Origin of the sequence: Pseudomonas sp. dw_612 (genome assembly GCF_018449725.1) — a bacterium.
Lineage (GTDB): Bacteria > Pseudomonadota > Gammaproteobacteria > Pseudomonadales > Pseudomonadaceae > Aquipseudomonas.
Genome location: NZ_JAAVVC010000013.1, coordinates 20197 through 42385, shown reverse-complemented (window position 1 = coordinate 42385; position 22189 = coordinate 20197). Strand labels below are relative to the sequence as shown.

Annotated in this window: 19 protein-coding genes; 12 read left to right on the top strand and 7 right to left on the bottom strand. The window is 60.4% G+C overall.

Annotated features, from left to right (window positions below; translation table 11 throughout):
- Positions 1-34: 34 nt before the first annotated feature.
- From HB680_RS19755 to HB680_RS19730, 6 genes are all read right to left on the bottom strand, one after another.
- Positions 35-916 (bottom strand): symmetrical bis(5'-nucleosyl)-tetraphosphatase, encoded by an 882-nt coding sequence (locus HB680_RS19755; protein WP_213940213.1) that lies wholly within the window; start codon positions 914-916, stop codon positions 35-37.
- A complete protein-coding gene (apaG, locus tag HB680_RS19750) occupies positions 916-1296 on the bottom strand; it encodes a Co2+/Mg2+ efflux protein ApaG (protein ID WP_213940212.1) in 381 nt (126 codons plus the stop codon). Before apaG ends, HB680_RS19755 begins: the two co-directional genes overlap by 1 nt.
- A gap of 123 nt (positions 1297-1419) precedes the next feature.
- Positions 1420-2238 carry a 16S rRNA (adenine(1518)-N(6)/adenine(1519)-N(6))-dimethyltransferase RsmA gene (rsmA, locus tag HB680_RS19745; protein WP_054044139.1) on the bottom strand — a complete coding sequence of 273 codons (819 nt, stop codon included), beginning with the start codon at positions 2236-2238 and terminating at the stop codon, positions 1420-1422.
- On the bottom strand, positions 2235-3224 hold the full coding sequence (pdxA, locus tag HB680_RS19740) for a 4-hydroxythreonine-4-phosphate dehydrogenase PdxA (protein WP_213940211.1): 990 nt from the start codon (positions 3222-3224) through the stop codon (positions 2235-2237). The genes rsmA and pdxA overlap by 4 nt, the downstream gene beginning before the upstream one ends.
- Positions 3221-4543 (bottom strand): peptidylprolyl isomerase SurA, encoded by a 1323-nt coding sequence (gene surA, locus HB680_RS19735; RefSeq protein WP_213940210.1) that lies wholly within the window; start codon positions 4541-4543, stop codon positions 3221-3223. The genes pdxA and surA overlap by 4 nt, the downstream gene beginning before the upstream one ends.
- On the bottom strand, positions 4518-7349 hold the full coding sequence (locus HB680_RS19730; protein ID WP_213940209.1) for an LPS-assembly protein LptD: 2832 nt from the start codon (positions 7347-7349) through the stop codon (positions 4518-4520). The genes surA and HB680_RS19730 overlap by 26 nt, the downstream gene beginning before the upstream one ends.
- Before the next feature lie 130 nt (positions 7350-7479).
- Between HB680_RS19730 and HB680_RS19725 the strand changes: the two genes are divergently transcribed.
- From HB680_RS19725 to HB680_RS19715, 3 genes are read left to right on the top strand one after another with little or no spacing between them, the layout of a single operon-like run.
- A complete protein-coding gene (locus HB680_RS19725; protein WP_213940208.1) occupies positions 7480-8499 on the top strand; it encodes a phosphotransferase in 1020 nt (339 codons plus the stop codon).
- Entirely contained in the window at positions 8496-9167 is a 672-nt protein-coding gene (gene murU, locus HB680_RS19720) for an N-acetylmuramate alpha-1-phosphate uridylyltransferase MurU (protein WP_213940207.1), read from the top strand. The genes HB680_RS19725 and murU overlap by 4 nt, the downstream gene beginning before the upstream one ends.
- Position 9168: 1 nt before the next feature.
- Positions 9169-9936 (top strand): TerB family tellurite resistance protein, encoded by a 768-nt coding sequence (locus HB680_RS19715; RefSeq protein WP_213940206.1) that lies wholly within the window; start codon positions 9169-9171, stop codon positions 9934-9936.
- Between the two features lie 143 nt (positions 9937-10079).
- Here the strand turns inward: HB680_RS19715 and HB680_RS19710 are convergent, their stop codons facing one another.
- Positions 10080-11072, bottom strand: coding sequence for an alpha/beta hydrolase family protein (locus HB680_RS19710; protein ID WP_213940205.1), 993 nt, complete (start codon positions 11070-11072; stop codon positions 10080-10082).
- Positions 11073-11145: 73 nt separating this feature from the next.
- Here HB680_RS19710 and HB680_RS19705 point away from each other — a divergent pair, with 73 nt between their 5' ends.
- From HB680_RS19705 to HB680_RS19665, 9 genes are all read left to right on the top strand, one after another.
- Positions 11146-13542 carry a sensor histidine kinase gene (locus HB680_RS19705; protein ID WP_213940204.1) on the top strand — a complete coding sequence of 799 codons (2397 nt, stop codon included), beginning with the start codon at positions 11146-11148 and terminating at the stop codon, positions 13540-13542.
- A gap of 142 nt (positions 13543-13684) precedes the next feature.
- Complete coding sequence (locus HB680_RS19700) at positions 13685-14314, top strand: response regulator transcription factor (RefSeq protein ID WP_003210977.1); 630 nt, start codon at positions 13685-13687, stop codon at positions 14312-14314.
- Positions 14315-14657: 343 nt separating this feature from the next.
- Complete coding sequence (locus tag HB680_RS19695) at positions 14658-15782, top strand: ABC transporter ATP-binding protein (RefSeq protein WP_213940203.1); 1125 nt, start codon at positions 14658-14660, stop codon at positions 15780-15782.
- Positions 15783-15830: 48 nt separating this feature from the next.
- Complete coding sequence (locus tag HB680_RS19690) at positions 15831-16874, top strand: ABC transporter substrate-binding protein (RefSeq protein ID WP_054616819.1); 1044 nt, start codon at positions 15831-15833, stop codon at positions 16872-16874.
- 195 nt (positions 16875-17069) lie between these two features.
- The gene (locus HB680_RS19685; RefSeq protein ID WP_213940202.1) at positions 17070-18317 is read left to right on the top strand and encodes an ABC transporter permease; all 1248 of its coding nucleotides are present in this window, start codon (positions 17070-17072) and stop codon (positions 18315-18317) included.
- Between the two features lie 12 nt (positions 18318-18329).
- Positions 18330-19154, top strand: coding sequence for an ABC transporter permease (locus HB680_RS19680; RefSeq protein WP_169372820.1), 825 nt, complete (start codon positions 18330-18332; stop codon positions 19152-19154).
- Positions 19155-19415: 261 nt separating this feature from the next.
- A complete protein-coding gene (locus tag HB680_RS19675) occupies positions 19416-20564 on the top strand; it encodes an iron-containing alcohol dehydrogenase (RefSeq protein WP_149659558.1) in 1149 nt (382 codons plus the stop codon).
- Between the two features lie 116 nt (positions 20565-20680).
- Entirely contained in the window at positions 20681-21355 is a 675-nt protein-coding gene (gene rpe, locus HB680_RS19670) for a ribulose-phosphate 3-epimerase (RefSeq protein ID WP_054044125.1), read from the top strand.
- Positions 21352-22170: a phosphoglycolate phosphatase gene (locus HB680_RS19665; protein ID WP_213940201.1), complete on the top strand. Its 819-nt coding sequence runs from the start codon at positions 21352-21354 to the stop codon at positions 22168-22170. The genes rpe and HB680_RS19665 overlap by 4 nt, the downstream gene beginning before the upstream one ends.
- The last annotated feature ends 19 nt before the right edge of the window (positions 22171-22189 follow it).

Here is a 22189-nt window from a genome sequence, read left to right as displayed (position 1 = left end):
GGCGGGCTCCTGTTGGCTCGGCTGAAAGCGCAGTCTAGCGCTGGGCGCTGGCTGACGTTTGTTCGGGAATAAGTGGGGCGACTGACGGTGCGGCGCGGCCGTGCTCATCGCATTTGCAGCTCAGGCGCTCAAGGGTGTCGACGTTCATCAGGGTCATCGCACCACCCCAGACGCAACCGGTGTCGAGGGCGAAGATGCCCGGCTCGTCGCATTTGCCTTCAAGGGCTGCCCAATGGCCAAAGACGATCTTCAGGCCTTTGGTCTTGCGCTCCTTGTACTTGAACCACGGCGCGTAACCCGGTGGCGCGGTGTCGACGCCTTCCTTGCCCTTTAAGTCGAGCTTGCCGTCGCTGGTGCAGAAGCGCATGCGGGTGAAATAGTTGGTGATCACCCGCAGGCGATCCACGCCGGTGAGGTCACTGTTCCACTTGGTCGGCTCGTTGCCGTACATGCCATCCAGATAGGGCGGGAACAGGTTGTCGTCACGCAGGGCGGCTTCGACTTCGCCGGCGCACTTCAAGGCTTTGCGCAGCGACCACTGTGGTGGGATGCCGGCATGTACCAGGGCGATATCGCGCTGTTCGTCGTAGTGCATGAGTTTTTGCTGGCGCAGCCACTCCAGCAGTTCCGCACGATCAGGCGCTTCGAGGATCTCGCGCAGGGTGTCGTTTTTCTTCAGGCGTTCGATGTTATGCCCGGCCGCCAGCAAGTGCAGATCGTGGTTGCCGAGCACGCACACCAACGATTCGCGGAGGCTATAGAGGAAGCGCAGGGTTTCCAGCGACTGCGGCCCGCGGTTGACCAGATCGCCCACGACCCAGAGTTTGTCCTGGGCAGGGTCGAAGGCTACTTGCTTGAGCAGGCATTGCAGTGGCTCAAGGCAGCCTTGCAGGTCGCCGACGGCATACGTCGCCATCAGTGCAGGGCTCCGGGCACCGCCAGGCGGAATGGCGCGATTACGGCATCGAAATGCTTGCCGTCGTCGGCGATCATTTCGTAGCTGCCTTGCATGGTGCCGACCCGAGTGGTCATCACCGTGCCGCTGCTGTAGGTGTGGATTTCACCGGCCTGGATCAGCGGCTGCAAACCCACGACGCCGGCACCGCGAACCTCTTCCACATGCCCGTCACCGTCGGTGATCACCCAGTGCCGCGACAACAATTTGGCCGGTAGCTCGCCATTGTTGTGCACAGTGATGGTGTAGGCGAAGGCAAAGCGGTTGTGCTCGGGTTGCGATTGTTCTGCCAGATAGCGAGTGACGACGCTGACGTCGACCTGATAACGGGGATCGGACATGCAAGAGGCCTTAAAAACGAAGCGGGACGCGGGGCGTAGCTGATGGGATTCAGTCTAGGCCAAGTATCGGGTAGTAAACCAGACATCGCGTCTGGCGTCCTACCCGATAACGCTCATCGGCTGTCAGTCGGCGGCGGGCGCCTGCAGGACTTGCTCGCTGAGCTTGTCGGCCAGGCGCACGAAGGCGGCCAGGTCGAGCTGCTCGGGACGCAGGCTGCCATCGACGCCGGCGGCTTCGATCTCGTCATTGCTCAGCAGCAATTTGAGGGTATTGCGCAGGGTCTTGCGGCGCTGGTTGAAGGCTTCGCGCACGACGCGCTCCAGCAGCTTGTGATCCTTGGCCGGGTGCGGCAGTACGTCGTGGGGCACGAGGCGGACGATGGCCGAGTCGACTTTCGGCGGCGGATTGAACGCCCCCGGACCCACATTGAACAGATGCTCGACCCGGCAATGGTACTGAACCATGATCGACAGGCGACCCCAGTCACCACCGCCAGGACCCGCCGCCAGACGCTCGACCACTTCCTTTTGCAGCATGAAGTGCATGTCGCGAATGATGCCGGCGTTGTTCAGCAGGTGGAAAATCAGCGGCGTGGAGATGTTGTATGGCAGGTTGCCGACCACACGCAGGCTGTTCGGCGCGGCGTTCAGGCTGTTGAAGTCGAACTTCAGCGCGTCGCCCTGGTGCAGGTTGAAGTTGCTCTTGTCGGCGAATTGCTGGTTGAGGATCGGGATCAGATCCTTGTCCAGCTCCACCACGTCCAATTGCGCGCCGCTGTTTAGCAGACCTTGGGTCAGTGCGCCCTGGCCCGGGCCGATTTCCAGCAGGCGATCTTCTGGTTTGGCGCGGATGGCGCGCAGGATGCGGTCGATAACGCCGGCATCGTGCAGGAAGTTCTGGCCAAAGCGTTTGCGCGCCTTGTGTTGGTAATGCTCGGTCATAAACGGGTCTCGGCCATCTGGTAGGCGGTTTCCAGGGCGACTTGCAGGCTGCCGGTGTCGATTTTTCCGCTACCGGCCAGGTCCAGGGCTGTGCCGTGGTCCACCGATGTGCGAATGATCGGCAAGCCGAGGGTCACGTTGACTGCCGCACCGAAGCCTTTGTACTTCAGCACTGGCAGGCCCTGGTCGTGGTACATCGCCAGCACCGCGTCGCAGTGCTCCAGATATTTGGGGGTAAACAGAGTGTCGGCGGGCAGGGGGCCCCGAAGGTCCATACCTTCATCACGCAGACGCTCTAAGGTGGGTTCGATGATGTCGATTTCTTCATGGCCCAGGTGTCCGCCTTCACCGGCGTGGGGGTTGAGCCCACAGACCAGGATGCGTGGCTGGGCAATGCCGAATTTTTCTTGCAGGTCGGTGTGCAGAATCCGCGTCACCCGTTCCAGCCGCTCCGGCGTAATTGCATCGGCAATCTCGCGAAGGGGCAGGTGAGTGGTGACCAGCGCCACGCGCAATCCGCGGGTGGCGAGCATCATCACCACTTGCGCGGTATGGGTCAGGTCGGCGAGGAATTCCGTGTGCCCGGAAAAGGCGATCCCGGATTCATTGATCACGCCCTTGTGCACCGGCGCGGTGATCATTCCGGCGAAATCTCCATCCATACAGCCTTGGCCAGCGCGGGTCAGGGTTTCCAGGACGAACGCCGCATTGGCCTTGTCCAGTTGCCCGGCGGTGACCTTGGCGTTGAGCGGGGTATCCCACACATACAAGCTATTGGCCGGAGCTGGAGCATCCGGCCAATTGCCCGGGGTGACCGGCAGCAGGTCGACGACCACGCCCAGTTGCGCGGCCCGCTCGATGAGCAGGTCGCGGCTGGTAATGGCAATCAGGGGATGTGGCTGGGCTTGCGAGGCAAGCAGCAGGCACAGGTCAGGACCTATGCCGGCCGGTTCACCGGGTGTCAGCGCGAAACGCTTGGGTTTCACTGCGCTGCCTGGTCTGCACCAGGGAGTTTGATCTCTACGTACGCTTCGTCACGGATCTGACGCAGCCAGGTTTGCAGCTCTTCGTCGTATTTGCGGTTACGCAGTACGGTCATCGCTTGCTGCTCACGGGCCTGGGTGGTGCTGTCAGTGGCGCGACGGCCAAGGACTTCCAGAACGTGCCAGCCATATTGGGTCTTGAACGGCTTGGACAGCTGACCTTGTGGGGTCTCGGCCATCACTTCGCGGAATTCGGGCACCAGAGCGTTCGGGTCGATCCAGTTCAGGTCGCCACCGTTGAGGGCGGAACCCGGATCTTCCGAGAAGTTTTTCGCCAGTTCGCCAAAGTCTTCGCCCGCTTCGATACGGGTGTAGAGCGATTGAGCCAGGGCCTTGGTTTTTTCTTCGTCGCGAATCGGACTTGGTTTGACCAGGATGTGACGCACATGCACTTCGTCACGCATCTGCGTCTGGCCGCCACGTTTCTCGAGGATCTTCAAAATGATGAAGCCGCCCGGAGTGCGCATTGGCTGAGTGATGTCGCCCACCGCCATGGTGCTCAGCATACGATCGAACGGAGGTGGCAATTGGGCGGCTTTACGGAAGCCCATGTCGCCGCCTTCCAGTGCGGTTTCGCTGGCGGATTTGGCGATTGCCAACTGACCGAAGTCAGCGCCTTGCTTGAGTTGCTGATACACCGCGTCTGCTTGTTTGGCCGCAGCCTGAATCGCTTCGGAGTTAGCGCTTTCCGGCGTAGGAATCAGGATGTTGGCCAGACGAAACTCTTCGGATAGCTGCATTTTGCCCAGGTCGGAAGCGAGGAAGTTCTTCACTTCCTGCTCGGACACCTGAATGCGTTCGGCCACGCGACGTTGACGCACACGGCTGATGATCATCTCGCGGCGAATCTGGTCACGGGCGTCGTCGTAAGACAACCCGTCGTGGGCCAGTGCAGCGCGGAACTGATCGATCGACATGTTATTGCGCTGGGCAATGGTGCCGACGGCCTGGTTCAGCTCTTCATCGGTAATGCGGATGCCGGAGCGTTCGCCGATCTGCAATTGCAGGTTTTCGACGATCAGACGCTCCAGTACCTGCTGGTCCAGCACGCTGGTCGGTGGTACCGAGGCACCACGTTTGGCGATGGTTTGCTGAACTTCGTGAACCCGTTGGTCCAGTTGGCTCTGCATGACCACGTCGTTGTCGACGATGGCCACCACTTTATCGATGGACTGTACCGCGGCGTTAGCCGCGGTACCCAGGAACAGCGCGCCCAGCACTAGCGGGCGCAGACAATCAGAAAGCTTGGTCTTCACGTTCACGATAACCTTGAATGCCTTTGTCGAGGAAGCTCTCTACCTTGGCGCCAGTGAGGCCGCCGAGTCCCTTCAGAACAATTTGGAGGAAGACGCCATGGTCGCCTTTTTCGTTTTGCGGGGCTTCTTGACTGAACTCGTCATAGGAAACCCAGTAACGGTTGATCAGGCGCAGTTTCCAGCAGCAGTTGTCGTACTCGAAACCACCGAAGGCTTCCAGGGTACGGTTGCGGTTGTAGTCATACTGCCAGCGGCTGATGGCGTTCCATTGCGGCACGATCGGCCAGATCACCGAGAAGTCGTGCTGTTGGATCTTGTAGTAGTCCTTCACGTAGCCAGGAGTACCCGGGGTGCCATAGTCGCCGCCGCCCACAGTCCACTTACCAGTGGTCTGGTCGAAGCGGACCTGGTCATTGCGATAGCGATAACCGGCGTTGATAACCTTGTTCGGGTTGTCTTCAGGCTGGTAGTGGAACATCGCGCTGCCCGAACGCGGGCTGTGGCTGTCCGGATCCCAGTTGTAGTCGGCCGTGGTGCGCCAATCGCGGTTCCAGCGATATTCGTACTCCAGCGCGTACGGCGAAACCTTGGACCGGGCGTCATCGCGATCCTTGACGTCGATACCTGGCAACTGGACTTCACGATTCTTGAAGTACAGGGCCTGGCCGACGCTGATGCGTTGACGCTCGAAACCATTGTCTTCGATCCAACGGTTGGTCACGCCCAGGGACAGTTTGTTCTCGTCACCGACACGGTCGTTGCCGGAGAAACGGTTGTCACGGAACAGCGACGCGTAGTTGAAGGTGTATTCACTGGTGTCGAACACCGGGATATCGGACTGGTCTTTCTCAGGTACATAGAGATAGTACAGGCGCGGTTCCAGGGTCTGGCGGTAGTTGGTGCCAAACCAGTTGGTGTTGCGATCGAAGTACAGGCCGCTGTCGATGCTGGCGATTGGTACGCCACGGCTCTGGTTGCTGCTGAAGGTGCCGTTGAGACGGTCGCCTTCCGGGCCTTGAAGGGCGATCTGCTCTTTGCCAGTGCCATCCAGGTCCAGATCGTACTGCGTGTACTGGTATTTGAGCGTTGGCTTCAGGAAGCCATACGTCCAGTTCAATGGAAGGCTGACGGCAGGTGCCAGATTCAGGCGATTGCCATTGGCGCGGGCCAGGCCTTGAATGTTTTCATCAAGGCGAGGCGTGCCGACAGGGGCGCCGGTAATAGAATCAAACGGGCCGCCATCCTTGTCAAAGACGTTGCCATCTCTCAAATCCCTGTCAAACCGAACAATTTCGGTGTTGTAAGAGAAATTCAAGCCTTCCGGATGATAGGGCAGCGCACCATCAAAGGTGATCTGTGGCAAGCGATCATACGGCGTAATGTTCGAAATGGTCGCCAGTTGATAAGCCTGAGCGTTGATTCGAGCTGTATAGCTGTCGCCACGGTAGCTGACAGAACCCTGCTGATTCACATAGTCCGCGCTTTTCACGCCAATCTGGTCAGTCTGCAGATCCTGAAAGTAAAACGGATCGCTGATCTTGGTGTAGTCGACCTGCGTGAATACTCGCGAATCGAGGCCACCCTTGTGCTGCCAGTTGTACATGTAGCGGGTTTTTTCGGAATCAGTCTGTTTGCTACGGTCATCGTCCTCGTCGTTGAGGTACGCGGCGCCAAACTGACCTTCGCTGGACTTGGTCAGGTAACGGAACTCGCCTTCCATCAACAAGCCACGCTTGCTCATGTAGCGCGGGTACAACGTGGCATCGTAGTTCGGTGCCAGGTTGAAGTAATACGGCGTGACCAGCAAGAAGCCGGTATCGCTGCCGGTACCGATGGTCGGCGGCAGGAAACCGGATTGGCGACGGTCATCGATCGGGAAGTAGATGTACGGTGTGTACAGGACCGGAATGTCCTTGACCCGTAGTGTCACGTTGGTCGCGGTACCGAAACCGGTGGCCGGGTTCAAGGTGATGTTGTTGCCCTTGAGCTGCCAGGCGTTGCTGTTCGGTTCGCACGTGGTGTACGTACCATCCTTGAGACGGATGATCGCGTTTTCGGCACGTTTGGCGTACAGCGCGTTACCGCGGATACGGGATTTGTGCATCACGTATTCGGCGTTGTCGACCTTGGCTTCACCGGTGTCGAGCTGCACCTCGGCGTGGTCGCCCACGATCAGTGCGCCATTGTCGCGAACGCGGACGTTGCCGTTCAGTTCGCCACGGCTCTCGGCCTGGTACAGGCTGGCTTCGTCGGCTTCGACCTGCATGCTGCCCTGACGCATGACGACGTCACCGGCCAGCGTGCCGATCTGATCTTCGGTGTTATAGCGGGAAGCCTTGGCGCCAATAAAGGTCGGCGCGTCACTTTTATTCGTCTTGTCATTCATGCCAGGACGAATTGGTTCGATATAGGAACCAGAGCAGTAAGGACCGGTTTCGGCCAACTGCGCAGCAGTGAGGTTCTCGCGCGGAACCCAGTCGAGGTGACTGTAGTCTGCGCTACGGGACTTCAGGCCACGGCCCTTGGACTCAGTGACCAGCACAGGCTTGGCGCCGGTGTCTTCGCTGGAGCCGGTTTGGGCCGGAGCTTCGCCGTTCGCGGTGACTGCTGCGCTGCCGTCATGGACGGGCCGCGGCGGCAATGCAGCGGCCGGCGACTTGGGCGCACAGTCCCAGGCACCCGAAGCAGAGACTGAGCAGTCATACTGTTCCGCGGCGACCACGTAGGAAGTGGCTAGGGGTTGCAGGGCCAGCAGACTGCCGGTAACCAACAACGGAAATTTTTTACGAAACGCGGGGGATTTCAATGCCATCTTATTAGTCCGGGCTTCCTGCGTGCCATCTGCCCGCGGTGTGGGCCGCACGCCTCTCGATGGTCTGAAAAAGATGCTGGATAATAAAGCATGACCCGCTTGACGGCTAGCGCCGTCGGAGACCCTTGTAATGCCTGACCAAGATGTACGCTTGCAACACCTGAAAGTTTGGCTCGATGAACAGTTGGCGACCCTCTTTGCCGAGCAAGGCTGGGGCGTCGTACCCCCGGCCACGTTGACCGCGGCCAGTAGTGACGCGAGTTTCCGGCGCTATTTTCGCTGGGAAGGCGAGGGCAAAAGTTTCATCGTGATGGACGCTCCACCGCCCCAGGAAAACTGCAAACCCTTCGTGGATATCGCTTTTTTGTTGGCCAAATCCGGAATAAATGTTCCGAAAATTTATGCCGAAGACCTCGAACGCGGTTTTCTTTTGCTCAATGACTTGGGCAACAAGACTTATCTGGACGTGATCGACAGCGAAAATGCCGACGATTTGTTCAAGGATGCCCTACAGGCGTTGTTGGCTTTTCAGCAATTGCCGATGGTGGCGCCGCTGCCAAGTTATGACGTGGCACTGTTGCGTCGCGAGCTGGAACTGTTCCCTGAGTGGTACGTCAAGCATGAGCTGGGCATCGAGTTTGACGCCGCGCAGCAAACGCTCTGGCAGCACGTCAGCGATCTGTTGATCGACAGCGCCCTGGCCCAGCCAAAAGTACTGGTGCACCGCGACTACATGCCGCGCAACCTGATGCTCAGCGAGCCGAATCCCGGCGTGCTGGATTTCCAGGACGCGGTCTATGGCCCGGTGACCTACGACGTGACCTGTCTGTTCAAGGACGCGTTCCTCAGCTGGCCCGAAGAGCGCGTGTACGCCTGGCTGCAGGATTACTGGCAACAGGCCGGCGCGCTGGGCATCCCGGTTCAGCCTGACTTCGACGAGTTCCACCGCGCCAGCGACCTGATGGGCGTGCAGCGTCACTTGAAAGTGATCGGCATCTTCGCGCGCATCTGTCACCGCGACGGCAAGCCACGCTACCTCGCCGACGTGCCGCGCTTCTTTGCTTATATAGACGCGGTGATTGCCCGTCGGCCCGAGTTGGCGGAGCTGGATGTGTTGCTGGCCAGTCTGCGTGCTGGAGCTAACGCATGAAGGCAATGATTCTGGCGGCGGGCAAAGGCGAACGCATGCGTCCGCTGACCCTGACCACGCCAAAACCGTTGGTGCGTGTCGGCGGCGTGCCGTTGATCGAGTATCACCTGCGCGCCCTGGCGGCGGCCGGGTTTACCGAGATCGTGATCAACCACGCCTGGCTCGGTCAGCAAATCGAAGACTATCTGGGCGATGGCTCGCGTTACGGCGTCAGCATTCAGTATTCGCCGGAAGGCGAACCACTGGAAACCGGCGGCGGGATCTTCCGCGCCTTGCCGTTGCTGGGTGACGAGGCGTTTGTGGTGGTTAACGGTGATATCTGGACCGATTACGACTTCAACACCCTGCGCCAGCCGATTGCCGGCCTGGTTCACCTGGTGCTGGTGGATAACCCGGCCCATCACCCGGCCGGGGATTTCGTGCTGGTCGACGGCCAGGTGCGCGATGGCCAACCGGACGCCAAGACCCTGACCTACAGCGGCATCGCCGTGCTGCACCCGAACCTGTTCGAGGGTTGCTCGGCCGGTGCGTTCAAATTGGCGCCGCTGTTTCGCAAAGCCATGGCGGCGGGGCAAGTGTCGGGCGAACGCCTGGACGGTCACTGGGTGGATGTCGGCACCTATGAACGCCTGGCCGAAGCCGAAACTCTGATAGAAGCGAGACGCTGACATGTTGTGGCCAGGGACTCTGATCGGAGCCGGAGCGGGCTTTGCCATAGCCAGCATTCCGGGGGCCATGCTCGGTGCTTTGTTGGGGCAGGCGCTGGACCGGCGTTTGCAGTTGCAGAGCTGGGGGCATTTACGGGAAAAACTCGGTGGTCGGCCGGTGTTGCGCAACGATGAGCTGTTGTTCGTGTTGCTGGGCCGGATGGCCAAGTGCGATGGGCGCGTGGTGGATGGGCACATCCAGCAGGCGCGTCAGGAAATGCGCTCACTGGAAATGACCGAATCGGCACAACGTCGCGCCATTACCGCGTTCAATCGTGGCAAGTCCGGGCATGACCGGTTACGTGGCTACCTGCGACGCTTGAGTGCTCAACCCCATGCGGCCGAAGGCGTGCTGCGCGCCTGTTGGCGGATGGTCTGGGCTGACGGCCGCGCGGGCGCCAGTGAGCGTGAATTGCTGGCGCAATGGGGCAAATGGTTGGGCTGGACGCCACAGCAAGTGTTGGCGTTGGCCCACGACTATGAGCCGCAGAAACGCCCGCAGGTCAGCAGCGCGGTGACCTATCAGGATGCCTTGCGGCTATTGGGCGTGTCAGCCACCAGTGAGCCGGCGCAGATCAAGCGAGCCTATCGGCGTCTGCTCAGCCGTCATCATCCGGACAAGATTGCCGGTTCGGGGGCGACGGCGTTGCAGGTGCGGGAGGCGACGGACAAGACGCGTGAGTTGCACAACGCCTATACGTTGATCAAGGAGCGGCGGGATTTTCGTTAGCAGCCAGTATTTGTGTTGTCCGTGACGGCCCTTTCGCGAGCAAGCCCGCTCCCACATTGGATCTTCTGTGTGTCACAGATTGTGTGAACACCCAGGTCCAGTGTGGGAGCGGGCTTGCTCGCGAATGAGGGCGCCTCGGTCTATCACTCCGCCACAGGCTGCGGATTCAACCAGCCACGCACCCGCCGAAACAATTGCTCCTGCTCAGCCTTGGCATTCCCCGGCAACGCCTTGAGCGATACCTGGCTGAACGCTGAAGTCTTCAAGCGTTTGCTCGCCTGCAACCGTTCCAGTGCGGCGTTGCGATCCAGCGGTTTATCCATATAGAAGAGGTCAGCGGTCGGCAGCTTCAATGTGGGCGTCAGTTCGGCCAGTGCGGGTTTGCCCGCCGCAGGCGTCTGTGCCGCAACCATCACGAATTTCTCCACCTGTGATGGCTGCTTCTCGCTCAGGTAGCGCGCGGCCCAGTAAGCCCCGGTGCCATGCCCCAACACCACGATGCGCCGGGCGCTTTGCTGTCCGGCAAAGTCGATGGCCGCGTCGATGCGGGCGAAGATTCGCTCGGCGTCAGCCTTGGACTGTTCTTCGGTGGTTTCAGCGATGGCTTTGTCGGCGACGTCTGCTTCACCACTGGCCGCCTGCTCGATAGGTTTCGCGGTGGTCGAGTCTTTGCTGCCGGTGTCCGGGGCTTTGATCGTCGGCGGGACTTCGGCGACGCGTGGCGCAATGGCATCGCTTTGCAGGTCCGGCAAGGTGATACTCAGGCTGCTCCACTCGGCGTCCGGCAATTTATTGCGCAAAGGGCTGATTGCTTGCGGCCAGTCAACGGTTTCACCGGCGCCGGGGATGATAATCACCGCGCCCTTGGGCTCGGCGGTGTTGGCCGGTTTCCACAAAGCGAGAAACGTATCGCCCCCGGCCTGAAGTTGTTGCTGTTCCTGGGCGGGGATTTTTCGCTCAAGTGCTGTCGCTTCTTCCTGACTACGCTCAAGCAACGGCTGACGCTCCACCGGTTTTGCGTCTGCGGGTTTTTCGGCAGGAGCAGGTGCAGGGTCGGCGGCCTCGACGGAAAAGGCGCAAGGCAGGATCAGCGACAGGCACAATGCTGGCAGTGCCAGGCGGTAGACAGGGGGCATCGGATATTCCAGGCCAGAAGTTATTCCGGCAGCCTAATGGGTTGGTCAGTATTTGTCAGTGTGTGAGATTTCAATGATGCGTTTTCGCTGCCTATGGGTTATCGGCTGTTTGTGGTTTCCCTTGATGAGCTGGGCTGCACCCGCGCCTGCGTCGCACGTGGCTCAGTTGTCGACGGCCCAGCAGCAATGGCTGGCCGAGCATGGCGAGTTGCGCGTCGGCGTAGTGTTGCAGGCGCCATACGCTCAATACGATCGCCGCTTGCAACGCTTGTCCGGGGTCAATGTCGAGTTGATGAAGTGGCTGGCCAAGGCCCTCAAGGTCGAGCTCAGCTGGCGCAACTTTTCCGACGTTGAACAACTGGAAGCCGCGGTGCGCGAGGGAGAAGTCGATATCGCCCCGGGGTTGACCCAAACCCCCGGCGGACTGCGGCTTTGGCAATTCTCCGATCCGTACATGCGCGTGCCGCAACTGGTGGTCAGTGACCAGAAGGGCGCCGGCGTGGTGGAACTGGAAAAACTCGACAGCCAGACCCGCGTCGCCGTGCGCATGCCCAGCGTCACCGCCGATTACCTGCGCAGCAACTTTCCACACCTGAACCTGCAAGGCGTACCGATCGAGCGTCAGGCCTTGCAGTTGCTGTTGAGTCAGCAGGCCGGTTACGCGGTGGTCGATGAGGCGCAATTGGGGCGTTTGTCCGCCGAGCCTGAATTCGCCGGGCTGGTGGTCGTCGGCGATATCGGTTTGCCGCAGTTGCTGCGGGTGGCCACGCGCCGGGATTGGCCGGAACTGGCCGGCATCGTCGAAAGTGCGCTGCGGGCGATCCCGGCCAAGGACCTGGAACAACTGCACAACCAATGGTTGCAGCCCAAATACCCGCGACTGTCCGAGTCGCCGGGGTTCTGGCAGAACCTTTGCCTGCTGCTGGTGGTGTTGTTGCTGAGCAGCATGGCCATCGTGTTCTGGCAGCGACGCCAACAACACAGCCTGGAGCAACGCTTGCTGGCGGCGCGGGAAGACATCGCCCTGCGCGAAGCGAGTGAAGAAGCGCTGCGCCTGACCCAGTTTTCCATTGATCAGAGCACCGTCGGCATCCTGTGGGTCAACTGGGACAGTCACGTGCGCTACGCCAACCGCGCCGCCGAAACCATGCTTGGCTATCCGTCCGGCGGGATCATCGACCGCCCGTTGATCGACTTCGAACCGGGCCTGCATATGGACCGTTGGCTGAACCTGTGGAAACGCGCCCGGGCCAGCGAAGAGGGGCCGCAAAGTTTCGAAACCCATTGCGTGCGCGCCGACGGCAGCATCCTGCCAGCGGATGTGTCGTTGAGTTTCCTGCGCTTTCGCGAGGGCGAATACCTGGTGGTGTACCTCAATGACGTCACCGAACGCCGCCGTGCCCTGGCCGCGTTGCAGGAAAGCGAGGCGCGGCTGCAAGGCATTGCCGCCAACGTGCCGGGATTGGTCTTTCGCCTGGAGCGGGCGCCGGTGACCGGGCAGATCGACTTTGCCTACATCAGTGAGGGCAGCGAAAGCCTGGTCGGTTATTCGCCAGCGACCCTGGCCCATCGGGATAAAGGCCTGCGCAGCCTGGTGCATCCGGACGACAAGGCCAGTTATCACCAGACGCAGGACCATGCGCTGGACACGGACAGCGACTGGTCGTGGCAGGGCCGGATTCTGACGCGTTCGGGTGAACAGCGCTGGGCCGAGATCAAGGCGATCACCCGGCGACTGGAGGATGGCGCGTATGTCTGGGACGGGATCGTCTGGGACATCAGCGAAAGCAAACGGATTGAGCTGGAACTGGCCAGTTCCCGGGAGCAATTGCGCGAGTTGTCGGCGCACCTGGAAAGCGTGCGGGAAGAGGAAAAGGCCCGCATTGCCCGGGAAGTCCACGACGAACTCGGACAGATGTTGACTGTGTTGAAACTGGAAACCTCCATGTGCGAATTGGCCTACGCGCAGCTCGATCCGGGTCTGAACGAACGTTTGAACAGCATGAAGCGTCTGATCGCCCAGTTGTTTCAATTGGTGCGGGATGTGGCCACGGCACTGCGGCCACCGATTCTCGATGCTGGCATTGCTTCGGCTATCGAATGGCAGGCCCGGCGTTTCGAGGCGCGCACGCAGATTCCATGCCTGGTGCAAGTGCCGGAGAACCTGCCGGTGCTCAGTGATGCCAAGGCGATCGGCTTGTTCCGCATCCTTCAGGAAGCGCTGACCAATGTCATGCGCCATGCCCAAGCGCATACTGTCGAACTGACACTGACGCTGGAAGGCGATGAGTTGTGTCTGACCGTAAGTGATGATGGCGTAGGATTTGTCGCCGCCACTGGCAGGCCGACATCCTTTGGTGTCGTCGGTATGCGTGAGCGGGTGTTGATCATGGGTGGGCAGTTGTCGCTTGAGAGTGAGCCGGGTGAAGGCACGACGTTGAGTGTGCGGGTGCCGGTGAATGAAGCCTGATGGTTTTTTGGTGTTTAGGCTGACGTCATCGCGAGCAAGCTCGCTCCCACAGGGGATTTGGGTCAGTGCTCAGATCTCTGCCATACCCCAATCACTGTGGGAGCGAGCTTGCTCGCGATAGATCTTGAATCTGGAGAAGCTTGTGATCCGTGTACTGGTAGCCGAAGACCACACCATCGTCCGCGAAGGCATCAAGCAATTGATCGGCCTGGCCAAGGACTTGCTGGTGGTGGGGGAGGCGAGCAATGGCGAGCAGTTGCTCGAAACCTTGCGTCATGTGCCCTGCGAAGTGGTGCTGCTGGACATCTCCATGCCCGGGGTCAATGGCCTGGAGGCGATTCCACGGATTCGTGCTTTGAACAATCCGCCGGCGATCCTGGTGCTGTCGATGCACGACGAGGCGCAAATGGCGGCCCGGGCCTTGAAGGTCGGCGCGGCCGGCTATGCGACCAAGGACAGCGACCCGGCGTTGCTGCTGACCGCCATCCGCAAAGTCGCGGCGGGCGGGCGTTACATCGACCCGGACCTGGCCGACCGCATGGTCTTCGAAGTCGGCCTGACCGATTCGCGGCCGTTGCATTCATTGCTCTCGGAACGCGAGTTCTCGGTGTTCGAACGGCTGGCCCAGGGCGCCAATGTCAACGACATCGCCCAGCAACTGGCCCTGAGCAGCAAAACCATCAGCACCCACAAGGCGCGGCTGATGCAGAAACTCAACATCACCTCCCTGGCGGAGCTGGTGAAGTACGCGATGGAACACAAGCTTCTCTAAGCCCCACCACCGTCCCATTGTGGGAGCGGGCTTGCTCGCGAAGGGGCCGTGTCAGTCGACATCAATTGCCTGACACACCGCTTTCGCGAGCAAGCCCGCTCCCACGGGAACTTCGGCGGCTTATCCATTTACGACACCCCGCCATCCTGCTTTTGCCCGTCCTTGCCGCGTGTAGCCGACCACTTACCGCTGCGTTTGTCCAAACGCGCCATCCTTGTAGGGCATTCCCTACACTCAACCTTCCATCCGGCTGAGGCGATTCTCTCCTGCGCCCCGATTTGCGTGACCCCCAGCGTCCACTAGGCTTAGACCACAAGCAGTCATCAACAACAAAGGTGTGGGTATGAGCCAGGTCGATTCAAGTGCAGGGGCCAATGACATTCTGGTCAGCTTTCGTGGAGTGCAGAAAAGCTACGATGGCGAGAACCTGATCGTCAAAGACCTCAACCTGGATATTCGCAAAGGCGAATTCCTCACCTTGCTCGGGCCGTCCGGCTCCGGCAAGACCACCAGCCTGATGATGCTCGCCGGTTTCGAAACCCCGACCGCCGGGGAAATCCTGCTGGCCGGGCGTTCCATCAACAACGTGCCGCCGCACAAGCGTGACATCGGCATGGTGTTCCAGAACTACGCGTTGTTCCCGCACATGACCGTGGCCGAGAACCTGGCGTTCCCGCTGAGCGTGCGCGGCTTGAACAAGAGCGACGTCAGCGACAAAGTCAAAAAAGTCTTGAGCATGGTCCAGCTCGACGCCTTCGCCCAGCGTTACCCGGCGCAACTGTCCGGCGGTCAGCAGCAACGTGTGGCCCTGGCCCGTGCATTGGTGTTCGAACCGCAACTGGTGCTGATGGACGAACCCCTCGGTGCACTGGATAAACAACTGCGCGAACACATGCAGATGGAAATCAAACACCTGCACCAGCGCCTCGGCGTGACCGTGGTCTACGTGACCCATGACCAGGGCGAAGCCCTGACCATGTCCGACCGCGTGGCAGTTTTCCATCAGGGCGAAATCCAGCAGATCGCCCCGCCGCGCACCCTCTACGAAGAGCCGAAAAACACCTTCGTCGCCAACTTCATCGGCGAGAACAACCGTCTCAACGGCCGCTTGCACAGCCAGACCGGCGATCGCTGCATTGTCGAACTGGGGCGCGGTGAAAAGGTTGAAGCCCTGGCGGTCAACGTCGGCAAGACCGGCGAACCGGTCACGTTGTCGATTCGTCCGGAACGCGTGAGCCTCAATGGTTCGAGCGAGTCCTGCGTCAACCGCTTCTCAGGAAGGGTGGCGGAATTCATCTATCTGGGCGACCACGTCCGGGTTCGCCTGGAAGTCTGCGGCAAGACCGACTTCTTCGTGAAACAACCGATTGCCGAGCTCGATCCCGAGCTGGCGGTGGGCGACGTGGTACCGCTTGGCTGGCAGGTTGAGCACGTTCGCGCGCTCGATCCACTTCTAGAGGCGCATTGATCGCCCCGGCTACACCAACACCAACCCTGCACGTGGAGAGAACAATAAATGTTGAGATCCCTGAAATTAACCGCTTTGGTCATGGGCATGATCGGTGCGGCACACGCGATGGCGGCGGGCCCGGACCTGACCGTGGTGTCCTTTGGCGGGGCGAACAAGGCTGCGCAGGTCAAAGCCTTCTACGCACCGTGGGAAGCGGCCGGCAATGGCAAGATCGTCGCCGGCGAATACAACGGTGAGATGGCCAAGGTCAAAGCCATGGTCGACACCAAGAGCGTGTCCTGGGACCTGGTAGAAGTTGAATCGCCAGAGCTGTCCCGTGGTTGCGACGAAGACATGTTCGAGCAACTCGATCCGAAGCTGTTCGGCAAAACCGAAGACTACGTCAAAGGCGCGATCCAGCCGTGCGGCGTGGGTTTCTTCGTGTGGTCGACCGTGTTGGCCTACAACGCCGACAAACTGGCTTCCGCGCCGACAAGCTGGGTCGATTTCTGGGACACCAAGAAATTCCCGGGCAAGCGCGGCCTGCGTAAAGGCGCCAAGTACACCCTGGAATTCGCACTGATGGCCGACGGCGTTGCGCCGAAAGACGTCTACAAAGTGCTGGCCGGCAAGGATGGCCAGGACCGCGCGTTCAAGAAACTCGATGAGCTCAAGCCAAGCATTCAGTGGTGGGAAGCCGGCGCACAGCCGCCGCAATACCTCGCTTCCGGTGACGTGGTCATGAGCTCGGCCTACAACGGCCGCATCGCTGCCGTGCAAAAAGAAAGCAACCTGAAAGTGGTGTGGAACGGCGGGATCTACGACTTCGACGCATGGGCGATTCCAAAAGGCCTGGATAAAACCCGTGCCGAAGCGGCGAAGAAATTCATCGCGTACTCGGTCATGCCGCAGCAGCAGAAGACCTACTCGGAAAACATCGCCTACGGCCCGGCCAACACCCAAGCCGTACCGTTGCTGGCCAAGGACGTGTTGAAAGACATGCCGACCACCCCGGAAAACATCGCCAACCAGGTGCAGATCGACGTCAGCTTCTGGGCTGACAACGGCGAGCAACTGGAACAGCGCTTCAATTCCTGGGCTGCGAAATAACAAAACCTTGTAATGGTGGGCTTGCCCACCCTGTGGGAGCGGGCTTGCTCGCGAAGGCGTCTTCACATCCAACATTGATGTTGACTGACACACCGCTTTCGCGAGCAAGCCCGCTCCCACATTAGGGTTTGTGTGAATTTAACGATCGAGGTGGTTCGCCACCTCTGTAACGATCAAAGATTTCCGGAGTACGCCATGGCCACCGCCATTCCCCTGAACGCGGGCACTGACCCCACCTTGAAGCAGCGGCTCAAGCACGCCGAGCGGATCAACCGCTGGAAAGCACAAGCCTTGATCGCGCCCCTGGTGCTGTTTCTGTTGCTGGTGTTCCTGGTGCCGATCGTGGCGCTGCTCTACAAAAGCGTCGGTAACCCGGAAGTGGTTGGCGGCATGCCGCGCACCGTAACGGCTATCGCCAGTTGGGATGGCCGTGGCCTGCCCGCTGAACCGGTTTACAAGGCTGCCAGCGAAGACCTCGCTGAAGCGCGCAAAAACCAGACCTTGGGCGACCTGTCCAAGCGCTTGAACATGGAGTTGGCCGGCTACCGCAGCCTGCTGACCAAAACCGCCCGCGCCTTGCCGTTCGCCACCGAACCGGCCTCTTATAAAGAAGCGCTGGAAGGGCTCGACGAACGCTGGGGCGATCCGGCCTATTGGCAGGCCGTGCGGCGCAACACCAGCAGCATCACGCCGTACTACTTGCTGGCGGCAGTCGATCACCGGATCGACGACCTCGGCGAAGTGGCCCCGGCCACCCCGGACCAAGCGATCTACCTCGACATCTTCGCCCGCACGTTCTGGATGGGCCTGGTCATCACCGTGATCTGCCTGTTCCTGGCCTATCCGTTGGCCTATCTGCTGGCGAACCTGCCGTCGCGTCAAAGCAACCTGTTGATGATTCTGGTGCTGCTGCCGTTCTGGACCTCGATTCTGGTGCGGGTCGCCGCGTGGATTGTGTTGCTGCAATCCGGCGGATTGATCAACAGTGGTCTGATGGCCATGGGCATCATCGATAAGCCGTTGGAACTGGTGTTCAACCGCACCGGGGTCTACATCTCGATGGTGCACATCCTGCTGCCGTTCATGATTCTGCCGATCTACAGCGTGATGAAAGGCATCTCGCCGACTTACATGCGCGCCGCGATTTCCCTCGGCTGCCACCCGTTCGCCAGTTTCTGGCGGGTGTACTTCCCGCAGACCTATGCCGGTGTCGGCGCCGGTTGCCTGTTGGTGTTCATTCTCGCCATCGGCTACTACATCACCCCGGCGTTGCTGGGCAGCCCGAACGATCAGATGGTCAGTTACTTCGTCGCCTTCTACACCAACACCAGCATCAACTGGGGCATGGCGACCGCACTCGGTGGGTTGCTGCTGTTGGCGACCGTCGTGCTTTATCTGATTTACAGCTGGCTGGTGGGCGCCAGTCGCCTGCGCCTGAGCTAAGGGGAGAAAGAAATGCTGAGTCCTTATATGTCGCCCATTGAACGGGTGTGGTTCTACAGCTTGCGGATTCTCTGCGGCCTGGTTTTGTTGTTCCTGATCCTGCCAGTGCTGGTGATCATTCCGCTGTCGTTCAACTCGGGCAGCTTCCTGGTGTACCCGCTGCAAGGTTTTTCGCTGCACTGGTATCAGGACTTCTTCGCCTCGGCCGAGTGGATGCGCTCGCTGAAGAACAGCATCATCGTCGCCCCGGCGGCCACGGTGCTGGCGATGATCTTCGGCACGCTGGCGGCGATTGGCCTGACCCGCGGTGATTTCCCGGGCAAGGCGCTGGTGATGGCGCTGGTGATTTCGCCGATGGTGGTGCCGGTGGTGATCATTGGTGTGGCGAGTTATCTGTTCTTCGCGCCGCTGGGCCTGGGCAACAGCTTCTTCTCGCTGATCGTGGTGCACGCGGTGTTGGGCGTGCCGTTTGTGATCATCACGGTGTCGGCGACGTTGCAGGGCTTCAACCATAACCTGGTGCGCGCCGCCGCCAGCCTCGGTGCTTCGCCGCTGACCGCGTTCCGTCGGGTGACCTTGCCGTTGATCGCGCCGGGCGTGATATCCGGGGCGCTGTTTGCCTTCGCCACCTCGTTCGATGAAGTGGTGGTGACGCTGTTCCTCGCCGGCCCCGAACAAGCGACCTTGCCACGGCAGATGTTCAGCGGCATCCGCGAAAACCTCAGCCCGACCATTGCCGCTGCGGCGACGCTGTTGATTGCGTTCTCGGTGATCCTGCTGCTGACCCTGGAATGGCTGCGTGGGCGTAGCGAAAAACTGCGCACAGCTCAGGTTTAACTCAATCCCTGTAGGAGCTGACGAGTGAAACGAGGCTGCGATCTTTTGATCTGGCTTTTAAAGATCAAGATCAAGATCAAAAGATCGCAGCCTCGTTTCACTCGACAGCTCCTACGCAGCTCCTACGCAGCTCCTACCAGCTCCCACAGTGGTTTTGTGGGGTAGTCGAGATGTTTGATCATTCATTGCCTGAATAACAGACAAACCCCAATCCCCAGCTACTATTGTGCCCAGCTCCCATCACGATAAGAGGCTGCGCACATGAGTCTTTCCTCTTTCAAGATTGCCCACAAACTGATCACCGGCGCCGGTGCCATCGAGCAACTGGCCGCCGAGCTGACACGCCTGGATGTCGATAACCCGCTGATTGTCACCGATGCCGCGCTGGTCAAGTCCGGCACGGTCGAGCTGGCGCTGGCGCACTTGGGCGATCGGACCTACGAAGTTTTCGACCGCGTCCTGCCGGACCCGGAAATCGCTATCGTCGAAGACTGCATGCGCGTCTATCGCGAAGGCGGGCATGACGGGTTGATCGGTCTGGGCGGCGGCAGTGCCATCGACATCGCGAAAAGCGTCGCGGCCTACGCCGGTTATCACGGCGCGCTGGAAGATTTGTTCGGCGTCGATCAAGTGCCACGCAAAGGCCCGCCGCTGATCGCCATCCCGACCACCGCCGGCACCGGTTCGGAAGTCACCAACGTGGCGATCCTGTCCGACAAGCTCGCGCAGCTGAAGAAAGGCATCGTCAGCGACTATCTATTACCGGACGTGGCGCTGGTCAGCCCGCAAATGACCCTGACCTGTCCGCGCAGTGTCACCGCCGCCAGTGGTGTCGATGCGCTGGTGCATGCGGTCGAGTCCTACTTGTCGCTTAACGCCTCGGCGATCACCGATGCCCTGGCCATTGGCGCGATCAAGTTGATCACCCAGGCGCTGCCCAAGGCCTACGCCAACCCGGCCAACCTGCAAGCCCGCGAAGACATGGCCACCGCCAGCCTGATGGCCGGCATGGCGTTCGGCAATGCCGGGGTCGGCGCGGTGCATGCGTTGGCGTATCCGTTGGGCGGGCGTTACAACATTGCCCATGGCGTCAGTAATGCGTTGTTGCTGCCGTATGTCATGACCTGGAACAAGTTGGCTTGCGTCGAGCGCATGCAGGATATTGCCGAGGCCATGGGTGTGAAAACCGCGCACCTGAGCGCCATCGATGCCGCGGACAAAGCCGTGGAAGCGATGACCGCGCTGTGCCTGGCGGTGGAAATCCCCCTGGGCTTGCGCAGCTTCGGCGTGCCCGAGGACGCGATCCCGGCCATGGCCGTGGAAGCGGCGGGGATCGAACGCCTGATGCGTAACAATCCACGCAAACTGAGTGCCGTCGATATCGAAAAGATCTACCGGGCGGCGTACTAGAGCCCGTCGGCACTTAATGATTGAAGGCAGGCCCAATCATCGCGGTCACAGTGCGCGCGCCAAAGCATGAGGTATACAATGCGCGCCATCGTGATTTTGCTCAGAAAAGGTGCGTCATGCAGCCCTTCGTAATTGCTCCGTCGATTCTCTCCGCCGACTTCGCCCGCCTGGGCGAAGAAGTGGACAACGTCCTGGCCGCTGGCGCCGACTTCGTGCACTTCGATGTCATGGACAACCACTACGTGCCCAACCTGACCATCGGCCCGATGGTGTGCGCGGCATTGCGCAAGTACGGCGTGACCGCGCCGATCGACGCACACTTGATGGTCAGCCCGGTGGACCGCATCGTCGGTGACTTCATCGAAGCCGGCGCGACCTACATCACGTTCCACCCGGAAGCCACGCAGCACGTCGACCGTTCCCTGCAACTGATCCGCGAGGGTGGCTGCAAGTCGGGCCTGGTGTTCAACCCGGCGACGCCGCTGAGCGTGCTCGAATACGTGATGGACAAGGTCGACATGATCTTGCTGATGAGCGTCAACCCGGGCTTCGGCGGGCAGAAATTCATTCCCGGCACCCTCGACAAACTGCGTCAGGCTCGCGCGTTGATCGATGCGTCCGGTCGCGACATTCGCCTGGAAATCGACGGTGGGGTCAACGTGAACAACATTCGTGAAATCGCCGCCGCTGGCGCTGACACCTTCGTCGCTGGTTCGGCGATTTTCAACGCGCCGAACTACCAGGAAGTGATCGAGAAGATGCGTTCCGAATTGGCGCTGGCTCGTCCATGAGTGGCTTTGAGCAGCTGTTCCCGGGGCGTCTGCCGCGGCTGGTGATGTTCGATCTGGATGGCACGCTGATCGATTCGGTCCCCGACCTCGCGGTTGCCGTGGATAACATGCTGCTCAAAATGGGCCGCGAACCCGCCGGCCTCGACTCCGTACGCGAGTGGGTCGGCAACGGCGCGCCGGTGCTGGTTCGCCGTGCGTTGGCGGGCGGTATCGACCATTCGACGGTCGATGACGGTGAAGCCGAAGGCGCGCTGGAGATTTTCATGCAGGCTTATAGCGAAAGCCATGAGCTGACCGTGGTCTATCCCGGCGTGCGCGACACCCTGAAATGGCTGCACAAGCAGGGCGTAGCGATGGCGCTGATCACCAACAAGCCAGAGCGCTTTGTCGCGCCGTTGCTGGATCAGATGAAGATCGGGCGCTACTTCAAATGGATCATCGGCGGCGACACCTTGCCGCAAAAGAAACCTGACCCGGCGGCGCTGTTTTTCGTGATGAAAATGGCCAATATCCCGGCCTCGCAATCGTTGTTTGTCGGCGATTCGCGCAGCGATGTGCTGGCGGCGAAAGCGGCGGGGGTCAAGTGTGTGGCCCTGAGTTATGGCTACAACCATGGCCGGCCGATTGCCGAAGAATCTCCGGCGCTGGTGATCGATGATCTGCGCAAGCTAATTCCCGGTTGCCTGGGCCTGTCGGCTGAGATAACGTTGCCCGACGCTGTTCAATCCCCTTCTGGAAATCCCATCGTGGTGGTCACTCGCAAACTCTGGATGAAAGTCATCAAGGCCCTGGCCCGCTGGCGTTGGCGCGCCTGACTTGTTCCTGGCCGGTATC